Source organism: Roseomonas rosulenta (assembly GCF_016106005.1).
GTDB lineage: Bacteria > Pseudomonadota > Alphaproteobacteria > Acetobacterales > Acetobacteraceae > Neoroseomonas > Neoroseomonas rosulenta.
This window is the reverse complement of record NZ_JACADR010000147.1, coordinates 1-10,776: the sequence shown is the minus strand read 5'-3', so window position 1 is coordinate 10,776 and position 10,776 is coordinate 1. Positions and strand designations below refer to the sequence as shown.

Genomic DNA, 10,776 nt, shown 5'->3' with positions numbered 1-10,776 from the left:
CGGCGCGCTGCGAAGGGCTTCAGTCCGGTCCGCCCCCGGACGCTGCGCCCAGGGCCTCGGCGCGCGCGGCGATATGGCGCAGCGCGGCCTCGAGCGCGGCGCGCTCGCCGGCCGACAGGCCGTCGGCGAGCTCCGCTTCCAGGGCGCGGGCGCGCGGCACGATCGCCTCGAAGGTGGCGCGCCCGGCGGATGTGAGTGCCAGCGGCTCGAGCCGTCGGTCTCCGGGATGCGCGATGCGCTTGACCAGCCGCCGTTCCAGCAACCCCGCCACGGCGCGGCTCACCTTGGCCTTGTCCATGCCCGTGCGTGCGCGCACCGCCGCCGCGCTGGCGGTGCCGTCCGCGCCCACCACTGCCATCACGCGCCACTCGGCGATGGTCAGGCCGAATTCCTCGGCATAGCGCCGCGCAAAGAGCCGCGAGACGAGGTTCGAGGCGACGGAGAGGCGATAGGGCAGGAAGGCGTAGAGGTCGAAGCTTGACATTGGTTTCATCTGAAACCATTTTGCGCGCGAAGTCCAGCGTCGGAGGAAACGCCATGACGCGGCAATACATCCCCTTCCCCCGCAGCGAGGGGCTGACCTCGCGCCAGGCGCATGCCGACCTGCCCCAGGGCACCTTCGAACGCGAACTGGGCAAGGAAGGCTTCTTCGGCCCCGCCACGCACATGTACCACCGCCACCCGCCCACCGGCTGGACGGCGTGGGAGGGTCCGCTGCGCCCACGCGCCTTCGACCTGGCGAAGATCAACGCGGAGCACGCCAGCCCCTGGGACGCCGCCGAGATCCTGTTCAACGCCTCGGTCCGCCTGCGCCTGTGGCGCGCGCCGGCGCGTATGGACCACCTGGCGCGCAACGGCGACGGCGACGAGCTGCTGTTCATCCACCAGGGCGCCGGCGACATCTTCTGCGACTACGGCCGCCTGGCCTTCCGCGCCGGGGACTATGTGGTGCTGCCGCGATCGACCATGTGGCGCATCGAATGCAGCGCACCAACCGTGGCGCTGCTGATCGAGGCGACGGGGTCGACCTTCCAGCTGCCCGACCGCGGCATGGTCGGCAAGCACGCGGTCTTCGACCCCGCGATCCTGGAGACGCCGAAGCTGGACGAGGCCTTCCGCGACCAGGCGCAGGGCGAATGGGCGGTGCGCATCAAGCGGCGCAACGCGATCTCGACCGTGACCTATCCGTTCAATCCGCTGGATGCGGTGGGCTGGCACGGGGACCTCTCACCGGTCCGGCTCAACATCGAGGACATCCGCCCGCTGATGTCCCACCGCTACCACCTGCCGCCGAGCGCGCACACAACCTTCGTGGCGAACCGCTTCGTCATCTGCACCTTCTGCCCGCGCCCCTTCGAGACGGATCCCGGCGCGCTGAAGGTGCCCTTCTTCCACAACAACGACGACTACGACGAGGTGCTCTTCTACCACGCGGGGGACTTCTTCTCGCGCGACAACATCCATGCCGGGATGATGACGCTGCACCCCTGCGGCTTCACCCATGGCCCGCACCCCAAGGCGCTGGGCAATGCCTTCACGCCGAAGAAGCCCGCCACCGACGAGTACGCGGTGATGCTCGACACGCGCGATGCGCTCGAGATCGGCGAGGCTGCCTCCGCCGTCGAATGGGGCGACTACGCCTATTCCTGGAAGGCCGGCCCGGCACCCGCGAAGGCGGCGGAATAGCCGCACGCCCTTGCCCCGTGCGTGGCCGCCGCACCAGCGCCGCGCGCAAACCGGCGACCGCAACGGGCCGCCGGCATCAGGTGAAGCGCTGCAGCGCCTGTTCCAGGGAGGACAGCGCGTTGCCCAGCGCCGCGCTCATCGCCTCCGCCGCCTGATCCGGCGTGGGTGCGGCCGTGCCCGAGGCGAGCGGCGCCGTGCCGCTGCTCACCATCTGGCCGACCAGCCGGCTGCCGTTACGCTCATCCACCAGCAGCAGCGTGAGTTCGGCGCGCGCGCGACCCTCGCCCTGTACGGCGGCGAGCTGCGTGATCTCGCCCTCGAGCACGTAGTCGGGCGTCACCCGCGACCCCGGCGCCAGGATGGCGGCGAAGAGCCGTGCGTCGATCAGCCAGCGGCGCAGCGCCTGTTCCGCCGCATCGGCCGGCGGTGCCGCCCATTCGGCGTAGAAGTCCAGGCTCTCGGTGCCGTCGGGGCGGATGGTGCGCAGGTTGCGCGTGTCCATCCCCGCCCCGGCGCGGATGGTGCGCACCAGCAGCGTGCGCCGCGCGCGGCCTTCCGCCCCGGGTGGCCGGCGCGGATCGAGCGTGAAGCGCCGCGTCTCGACATAGGGACGGTCCGGCAGGACGGAACATCCGCCGAGCAGCGGCGCGATCAGCAGCAGGCGACGATTCATCATGTCAGCGGCGATCCCGTGGCGGTGGCGGCGGTGGCGCGCCGAACAGGGACTGCGACGGGCTGCGGCGCAGCGCTTCCGCCGTGTCGCGCAGGCTGGCCGCCGTCGCGCGCAGGTCGCGCAGCAGCGGACCCAGGTCGGCCTGCGCATCGCCCGTCGTGCCGCGGACGGTCCGCAGTGCCAGCTCCAGCGAGGCGATCACCGCCGGCAGCCGCGCGACCGCGGCGCGCAGGTCGTTCGCCGCCTGGCCGATGCTGGCCGCCGCGCCGGTGATCTCGGGGCTGGCGAGCAGCGCCTCGGCGGATTGCCCTGCGGCGCCGACGCGCGCCGCCGCCTCGCGCAGCTCGCGCACGGTGGCGGCGAGGTCCGCGCCCTCGATCGCACTGCGCAGCGAGACCATGGTGGCGGCGGCCTCGCGCAGCGTCGTCGCGAGGTCCCCCTGCCCGCCGACCTGGTCGCGCAGCCCTTCGACCAGCTCCGTCGCGGCGCCGACCAGGCTCCGCAGATCGAGGTCGGCAAGCTGCGTCATCACGCGCTCCGCCGCGCTGGTCACCTGCGTGATGGTCGACGGCACCGACGGGATCACCGGGTAGCGCGGCGTCCAGGGCACCTCGATGGGTGGGAAGCGCGCCGGATCGGAGACGAAGTCCACCTCGAGATACGCAAGTCCCGTAACGCCGGAGGAAGCGACGCGCACCCGCAGCCCCGCGCGCACGGCCTGCGTCACGTTGGTGCGCCCGTAGCGGTCGGGTTCCACCGCGAAGCGGACCAGCACGAGGCGTGCGGTGGTGTCCTCCGGATCGCGTGCCGTCGCGCCATAGACCACCGAGACCAGGCCCAGTTCGGTCACCCGCCCGACCGGCACGCCACGGAAACGCACCGCGGCGCCCACGTCCAGCCCGGCGATCGATTCGCGCACATAGGTCTCGAAGATGGTCTGCTCGCCGCGCAGCGAGCCTGAGGTCAGGAACAGGATGAACCCGACAGCGACCGCTGCGCCGACCACCACCAGGGCACCGACGCGGAAATAGAGGGAACGGCCCGCCTGCGGCATCTCAGGCGGCCTCGCGCCGGAAGAAGGCGCGCACGGTGGGGTGTTCGCTCTCGTCGCGCAGGCGCCTGGGATCGCCCTCGGCGATGATCCCCTGCGCCTGCTTGTCGAGCATGATGCAGCGGTCCCCGATCGCCAGGATGGATTGCAGTTCGTGCGTCACCACCACGAAGGTGGTGCCGGTGTCGCGCGCGATGTCCTTGATCAGCTTGTCGAGCCCGGCCGAGGTGATGGGATCGAGCCCTGCCCCGGGCTCATCGAGGAACAGCAGCGGCGGGTCGAGCGCCATGGCGCGCGCGATGCCCGCGCGCTTGGCCATGCCGCCCGAGATCTCCGCCGGCAGGCGCGCGGCGGCATCGCCCAGGCCCACCAGGCCGAGCTTCGCGCGCGCCAGCGCCTCGCGCGCCGGGCGCGGCAGGCGGGTGTGCTCCTCGATCGGCAATTCGACGTTCTCGGCCAGGGTCATGCTCCCGAACAGCGCACCCGACTGCCACATGACGCCGATGCGCTGCAACAACGCGCGGCGCGCCTCATCGTTGGCGGTGGCGAGTTCCTCGCCCAGCAGCCAGGCATGCCCGGCCGCGAGCGGCACCAGGCCGATCAGCGCCTTCAGCAGCGTGGACTTGCCGCAGCCCGACCCGCCCAGGATGACGAAGATCTCGCCGCGCTGCACCTCGAAGGACACATCCTTGAAGATGGTGCGCCCGCCGAAGGCGACGGCAAGCGCCTCGGCGCGGATGACAGGTTCGGCGGGCGCCGGCATCAGATCCCCAGCCGGAAGAACAGCACGGCAAACACGCCGTCCATCGCCACGATGGCGACGATGCCGCCGACCACCGCCGACGTCGCCGCATCGCCCACCGCGCGCGGCCCGCGGCCCGCGGAAAGTCCGGCGCGGCAGCCGATTCCCGCGATGACCAGCCCGAAGCAGGCCGCCTTGAACAGCCCGCCGGCCAGGTCGCCGAGCGAGAGCCATTGCTGCAGCTGCCCCTGCACCGCCGCCCAGGGGTAGCCGAGCGTGCTCATGATCAGCGTCATGCCGGCAAGCCCCGCGAGCGACATCAGCAAGGCGAGCACCGGCATCACCAGCGTGGCGGCGACGAGGCGCGGCAGCACCAGCATCGCGGTCGGGTCGATACCCATGATCTTCAGCGCGTCCACTTCCTCGTTCACCGTCATGGTGCCCAGTTCCGCGGCGAAGGCCGATCCGGTGCGCCCGGCCAGCACCACGCCGGCCAGCAGCGGCCCCAACTCGCGCAGAAGTGAAATGCCGACCAGGTTCGGCACGAAGACCTCGGCGCCGAAGCGGCGCAGCGGGATCGAGGACTGGTAGGCGAGGATCACGCCGATCAGGAAGCCCAGCAGGAGCGTCAGCGGAAAGGCGCGGGTGCCGACCTCGTCCAGGTGGCGCAGCAGGTCCGGCCAGCGCAGCAGGCGCGGGCGCGCCAGCACGCGGCCGGTGGTGACCACGGCCTCGCCCAGGAAGGCGATGCCCTTCAGCGCATCGCGGCCGCGATCGACGGTGGCGTGGCCGATGGCGGTGATGGGGCGCCAGCGTGGCGGGATCGGCGGCGGCGGCGCGGCGGCCAGTGCGGCGCGCGTGCGGTCCAGGACGGCCGAGACCTCGCTGGCGGCGCCGCGTGCCTCGGCCTCCGGCGCGGCTTGCAGCAACAGCACCGCGCCGGCGGAATCGAGCGCCTCGACGGCGGTGAGGTCGATCGCCGTCACCGGCCCGCGGGCGCTGGCCGCCATCGCCGCAGGCCACAGCCGCGCCGCGGACGCTGCGTCTAGCCGCCCGGCCAGGCGCAGCACGCGCCCACCGGGTTCCTCCACCACGTCGAGCCGCGCTTCCGTTGCGCCGGGCAGGGTTCCATCCATCGGGCGCATTGCACCCGTCCGGGCGGCCAGGGCAAGCGTTTCGTGCTCAGGTGGACAGGGCGTGGATCAGCACCGCGGCGGCGACCGAGACATTCAGGCTCTCGACCGGGCCGGTTGGCGGCAGCGTCACGCGCAATGCGCAGGCCGCGATGGTCGGTGCGGCCAGGCCCGATTCCTCGTTGCCCAGCACCAGCAGCACCGGCGCGCCGCGCGGCACGGCGGCGGGTGGTGCGCCGCCGCGCGCCACCGCGGCCACGCTCACGATTCCGGCAGGCAGGGCGCGCAACAGCAGCGGCAGGTCGGCGGCACGATAGAGTTCCAGCGCCTCGAGCCCCCCTTCGGCGGTGCGGAAGGCGGCGTCCGACAGCCCGGCCTGGCGCGGATCGCCAGAGAGCACCATCGCGCGGCAGCCGAAGAAGGCGGCCGAGCGGGCGATGGCGCCGAGGTTATGCGGATTGCCGATGCCGTCCAGCACCGGCGTCACGCGCGCGCTGCGCACCGCCTCGGGCAGGTCGCGCGTGTCGATCGCCGGTACCGCGCGCGGCAGCGCCAGCGCGACGATCCCGCCATGGTGCTGCGTGCCGGCGATGCGCGCGAGATCGGCCGCCACCACCTCGCGATAGGGGCGGCGCAGCCGCGCGAGGGCGGCGCAATGCGGCCCCGCCTCGCGCCGCCGCTCGGCGGTGTGGAAGAGGCGCATCACGTCCTGCGGGCGATGCGCGAAGACCGCGGCGACCGCGGCCGGGCCGCAATGCCGGTCGAGGTCGGCGGCGCGCGTCACGCGGCGGCGAGGTCGAGCAGGCGGCGGTGCAGCGCCTCGGGGATGTCGACGCCATCCTGCGCGGCGCGCGCGGCGAGCGCATCGCGCCGGCTGCCGGGCAGGCGCACGCCTTCCTCCGCGGCCATGGCGCCGACGAAGGCCTCGATGCGGCCGGCGAAGGCGTCGGCGCCGGCCAGCGCCCCGGGGTCCACCGCCAGCAGCGCCTGGCCGAGGCGCGGGCGGTTGCCTTCGTCGGTGAAGAAGCTGTCGGCCTCGAAGCCGAAGGCCGCACCGGTCAGGGCGCAGCAGAGCAGTTCCACCACCATCGCCAGCAGCGCGCCCTTGGCACCGCCCATCGCCAGCATGGCGCCCGACAGCGCGGCCTGCGGATCGGTGGTCGGGCGGCCTTCGGCATCCAGCGCCCAGCCCTCGGGGATGGGGCGACCCTCCTTCGCTGCCACCATGATCTTGCCGCGTGCGACTTCCGACAGCGCCATGTCGATGACCAGCGGCGCGGCGCCTCGGCGGGGGAAGGCGGCGGCGATGGGGTTGGTGCCCATCAGCGGGCGGCGGCCGCCGGGCACCGGCATGGCGGCGGGCGAATTGGTGAAGGCGAGCGCGACCAGGCCCTGCTGCGCCAACCGCGCCACCGGCAGGCCCATCGCGCCCGAATGATGGGAGTTGGTGACACCCGCGATGGCGATGCCGTGCGCGCGCGCCCGCCAGGCCGCTTCCGATTCCGCCAGCGCCAGCGCGGGATAGGCGAGGCCGTGGCGCGCATCGACCAGGACCGCGCCGCCCCGCTCGTTGACGATGCGCGGCACGGCGGTTCCGTCGGCGCGGCCGTTGCGCAGGAAGGCGGCGTATTGCGGCACGCGCGACAGGCCGTGGCCCGCCTGGCCGGCGGCCTCGGCGGCGGCGAGGGCGCGCGCGGTCGTGGCTGCCATCTCCGGATTGGCGCCGGCGATCGCCAGCGCGGTGCGCGCCAGCGTCTCGGCCTCGGTCAATGAGAGTCGCATCAGTCTGCGCGCAGCCCCGCTTCCTGGATCAGCCGCGCCCAGCGCGCGGTTTCCTCCGTGACGAAGGCCAGCGACCTGGCGCGGTCCCAGGCCTCGACCGTGAAGCCGCCGTCGCGCGCGCGGCGCGATACATCGGCGTCGCGGATTGCGGCCAGCGTATCGGCCTCGATCCGCGCGATGATCGGCGCGGGCACCGCGGCGGGGACCATCATGGCGGTCCAGTTCGTCATCTCGAGGCTCGGCTGGCCGGCCTCCTTCACCGTTGGCACGTCCGGGATCAGCGGGTGGCGCTCGGCCGAGGTGACCGCCAGCGGCCGCAGCCGCCCGCCCTGGATCTGCGCGATGCATTCCGGCAGGTTCGAGACCATCACGTCGAGATTGCCGGCGGCGAGGTCGGTGACGGATGGCGCGCCGCCGCGATAGGGCACATGGGTGATGTTGTCGCCGGCATCTGCGGCGCGGCGCAGCAGTTCGAGCCCCAGATGCGGCGGGGAGCCGTTGCCCGAGGACCCGCCATTGAGCCGCCGCGTCTTCGCCTGCTGCACGAGGTCGGCCAGCGTGCGCGCGGGGTTGCGCTCGGCATTCACCACCACGACCAGCGGCAGCGAGCCGAGCACGCTGATGGTGGTCAGGTCGCGGCGGAAATCGAAGGGCGCATTCGGGAACAGCGTGGCGTTCACCGCATGCGTCATGGTGATGGCGAGCAGCGTGAGGCCGTCCGGCGCCGCCTTCGCCACCGCATCGGCGCCGATCAGCGCATTGCCGCCCGCACGGTTCTCGATGACCACGGGGCGCGACCAGATCTCGGCGAGCTTCTGCCCGACCAGGCGCGCCATGATGTCGGTGAGCCCACCCGGCGGAAAGGGCACGATGTAGCGCACGTTGCGGTCGGGAAAGGGCGCCTGGGCGCGCGCGGTGGCGGGCAGCAGAAGGGCGGGCGTGGCGAGGATGTGACGACGCTGCAGCATGGACATGGCCTCCCGTGGCGGTGTTTGCAGGAAGGCTAGCGCGGATCGCGCGGGGCGCAACACAGCGCCCCGCGCGCCCCTGTCAGGCGCTTTCGTACAGCCTGGTCAGGCTGAATTCCCGGTGCCCCAGGATCTCGGCCGCGGTGTGCTGACCGTCCGCGGTGCGGATGATGCAGTCGAGCAGCGCCTCGCCCGCCTCGTCCATGTTCATCCGCTTCTGCAGCAGCCCCGTCACATCCACGTCCACATGCTCGGACATGGTGCGCATCGTGCGCGGGTTCGCCGTCAGCTTGATCACCGGCACGATCGGGTTGCCGATCACGTTGCCCTGCCCGGTCGGGAAGGTGTGCACCGCGAAGCCGGAGGCCGCGCACAGCGTCACCATCTCCGCAGCGGCGGACGACGAATCCATGAACCACAGCCCCGGATGCGTCGGCTCCTCCGCCTTGTCGAGCACGCCATCGACCGTGCACTTGCGTCCGATCTTCTGGATGTTGCCGAGCGCCTTTTCCTCGATGGTGGTCAGTCCGCCCTCGATGTTGCCCTTGGTCGGCTGGCTCTCGGACAGGTCCGATGTCTTGTTCGCCTCGATCACCGCCTGGTAGCGGTCGAACATCCGCATGAACTCGGCGCGGATCTCGGGCGTGCGGCAGCGCGCCGCCACCAGGTGCTCGCCGCCGGTGATCTCGGAGGTCTCGCCGAAGACCAGCGTGTTGCCGTTCTCCCAGAGCTTGTCGAAGGAGTTGCCGACGGTGGGGCAGGACGCCAGGCCCGAGGTCGTGTCGGATTCACCGCACTTGGTGGACACCCACAGATCGACCAGCGGCGCACGCGTCTTCTTGAGCGCGGTCGCGTACTTCACCATGCGATAGGCGGCGCGCGAGGCGGCGGCGATGGTGTTGATGTCGCCGTTCTGCTCGATGGCGAAGAATTCCACCGGCTTGCCGGTCTTGGCGATGCCCTCGGCCACCTTGCCGGCCCAGCCGAGCTCGATGCCGATCACCACCACGGCGGCGACATTCGGGTTGCAGCCGGTGCCGATGATGGTGCGGAAATGCAGGTCGAGGTCGGCGCCGAACTGCAGCCGCCCATAGGCATGCGGGATCGCGAGCGTGCCCTGGATGTTGCGCGCCACACCCTCGGCCGCGGCGTTGGAGATGTCGTCCACCGGCAGGATGAGCACGTGGTTGCGCACGCCCATGCGGCCATTGTCGCGACGCCAGCCTTCGAAGGTGGCGTCCTTGAGGTTCAGGGCCATGAGATCACCACCGCTTCGTCTTGACGTTGTGCACGTGCAGGTGCTCGCCCGCGCCGATGTCGGCGACGGCCTTCCCGATATCCACGCCGTACTTGATGATCGTGTCGCCCTTGGCGATCGCCTTGATCGCCACCTTGTGGCCGATCGGGATATCGGACTTCGCCGGGAACTCGATCATCCGGTCCTGGTCCATGATCCAGCCGTTCAGAACCTGCCCGGCCTTCACACCCTCAACCACCACGACACCGGCGGAATCGCCCTCGTCGTGGACACAGAAATGCACGGTCATCGTGCGTGCTCCTCCCCGAGTAACAGCAGCGGCTCGACGCTAGAAGGCCGGGCCAGACGGGTCAAATCAGTCCACCGGGCGCTCGTCGGCGATGACCTTGCCGTCGTTCGGCAGGCTGCCGGGCGGAACGATCTCCACCGCGCCGCGCAGGCGCGTGACCGCTTGCAGCGACACGGCGAGCGCCTCGGCCATGGCTGGGGGCGCTTCGGCGCGCAGTGTCATCGCGTCCTGCTCACCCACGCGCGTGATCACCAGCCGCAGCCGGCCCACACCCGGGTGCCGCGCCGCGATCTCCGCCACCTGCTCGGGACGCACGAACATGCCCTTGACTTTCGCCGTCTGGTCGGCGCGCCCGCGCCAGCCGATGATGCGCGTGTTGGTCCGCCCGCAGGGCGAGGCGCCGGGCAGCACGGCGGACAGATCGCCCAGCGCAAGCCGCAGCACCGGATGCGCGGGGTCGAGCACGGTGACGACGACCTCGCCGATCTCGCCATCCGGCACCGGGTCGCCGGTGCCTGGGCGCACGATCTCGACCAGCACCTCCTCCGCGACCACCAGGCCCTCGCGCGCCGGCGTCTCGTAGGCGACGCAGCCGAGATCCGCCGTGCCATACATCTGGAAGGCGTCGATGCCGCGCGCGGCGATCTCGGCCTGCAGGGAGCGCGGAAACGCCGCGCCGGAGACCAGCGCGCGCCTGATGCACGCCACGGCCCGTCCACCCGCGGCATCGAGCAGGATCTTCAGGAAATCCGGCGTGCCAGCATAGCCCACCGGCCGAAAGGCGGCGATCAGGTCGAGCTGTGCCTCGGTGTTCCCTGGCCCCGATGGAATCACCGCGCAGCCCAGCGCGCGCAGCCCGCCATCCATGATCCAGCCGCCCGGCGTCAGGTGGTAGGAAAACGTGTTCAGCGCCACGTCGCCCGGCCGGAAGCCCGCGGCGAAGAAGGCGCGCGCCATGTGCCACGGGTCGGCGCCGGGGCGCTCGCCCTCGAAGATCGGCCCGGGCGAGGTGAAGAGGCGCGCGAAGGACCCCGGCGCATCGGCCACCAAGCCGCCGAAGGGCGGTGCCGCCTTCTGCGCCGCGGGCAGGTCTGCCTTGCGCAGCACGGGCAGCCGCGCCAGCGCGGCACGGTCCGTCACCGCCGCGGCCTCCACGCCCGCAAGCCGCGCGGCCAGCGCCGGCGCGCGCATCGC

At 72.1% G+C, this 10,776-nt stretch carries 12 protein-coding genes; 1 reads left to right on the top strand and 11 read right to left on the bottom strand.

The features are described from left to right. Window positions 1–19: 19 nt before the first annotated feature. On the bottom strand, window positions 20–484 hold the full coding sequence (locus HW578_RS16615; protein WP_198371729.1) for a MarR family winged helix-turn-helix transcriptional regulator: 465 nt from the start codon (window positions 482–484) through the stop codon (window positions 20–22). A gap of 53 nt (window positions 485–537) precedes the next feature. On the opposite strand from HW578_RS16615, the gene HW578_RS16610 reads away from it, so the two are divergent. Then, a complete protein-coding gene (locus tag HW578_RS16610) occupies window positions 538–1,686 on the top strand; it encodes a homogentisate 1,2-dioxygenase (RefSeq protein WP_198371728.1) in 1,149 nt (382 codons plus the stop codon). Between the two features lie 76 nt (window positions 1,687–1,762). Here the strand turns inward: HW578_RS16610 and HW578_RS16605 are convergent, their stop codons facing one another. The 10 genes from HW578_RS16605 to HW578_RS16560 all read right to left on the bottom strand — a co-directional run. Next, window positions 1,763–2,362 (bottom strand): ABC-type transport auxiliary lipoprotein family protein, encoded by a 600-nt coding sequence (locus HW578_RS16605; protein ID WP_198371727.1) that lies wholly within the window; start codon window positions 2,360–2,362, stop codon window positions 1,763–1,765. A gap of 1 nt (window position 2,363) precedes the next feature. Further along, complete coding sequence (locus HW578_RS16600) at window positions 2,364–3,413, bottom strand: MlaD family protein (protein ID WP_198371726.1); 1,050 nt, start codon at window positions 3,411–3,413, stop codon at window positions 2,364–2,366. A 1-nt stretch (window position 3,414) separates the two neighbouring features. Continuing rightward, window positions 3,415–4,173 carry an ABC transporter ATP-binding protein gene (locus tag HW578_RS16595; RefSeq protein ID WP_198371725.1) on the bottom strand — a complete coding sequence of 253 codons (759 nt, stop codon included), beginning with the start codon at window positions 4,171–4,173 and terminating at the stop codon, window positions 3,415–3,417. Then, on the bottom strand, window positions 4,173–5,288 hold the full coding sequence (locus HW578_RS16590; protein ID WP_198371724.1) for an ABC transporter permease: 1,116 nt from the start codon (window positions 5,286–5,288) through the stop codon (window positions 4,173–4,175). Before HW578_RS16590 ends, HW578_RS16595 begins: the two co-directional genes overlap by 1 nt. Window positions 5,289–5,334: 46 nt before the next feature. Next, window positions 5,335–6,069 carry a TrmH family RNA methyltransferase gene (locus HW578_RS28455; protein WP_198371723.1) on the bottom strand — a complete coding sequence of 245 codons (735 nt, stop codon included), beginning with the start codon at window positions 6,067–6,069 and terminating at the stop codon, window positions 5,335–5,337. Further along, entirely contained in the window at window positions 6,066–7,067 is a 1,002-nt protein-coding gene (locus tag HW578_RS16580) for an Ldh family oxidoreductase (protein WP_198371722.1), read from the bottom strand. Before HW578_RS16580 ends, HW578_RS28455 begins: the two co-directional genes overlap by 4 nt. Continuing rightward, entirely contained in the window at window positions 7,067–8,035 is a 969-nt protein-coding gene (locus HW578_RS16575; RefSeq protein WP_198371721.1) for a Bug family tripartite tricarboxylate transporter substrate binding protein, read from the bottom strand. The genes HW578_RS16580 and HW578_RS16575 overlap by 1 nt, the downstream gene beginning before the upstream one ends. Before the next feature lie 82 nt (window positions 8,036–8,117). After that, on the bottom strand, window positions 8,118–9,293 hold the full coding sequence (locus tag HW578_RS16570) for a UxaA family hydrolase (RefSeq protein ID WP_304621642.1): 1,176 nt from the start codon (window positions 9,291–9,293) through the stop codon (window positions 8,118–8,120). 4 nt (window positions 9,294–9,297) lie between these two features. Further along, on the bottom strand, window positions 9,298–9,582 hold the full coding sequence (locus tag HW578_RS16565; RefSeq protein ID WP_198371720.1) for a UxaA family hydrolase: 285 nt from the start codon (window positions 9,580–9,582) through the stop codon (window positions 9,298–9,300). 66 nt (window positions 9,583–9,648) lie between these two features. Next, window positions 9,649–10,776: phenylacetate--CoA ligase family protein (locus HW578_RS16560; RefSeq protein ID WP_198371719.1), on the bottom strand; the 1,128-nt coding region annotated here is incomplete at its 5' end.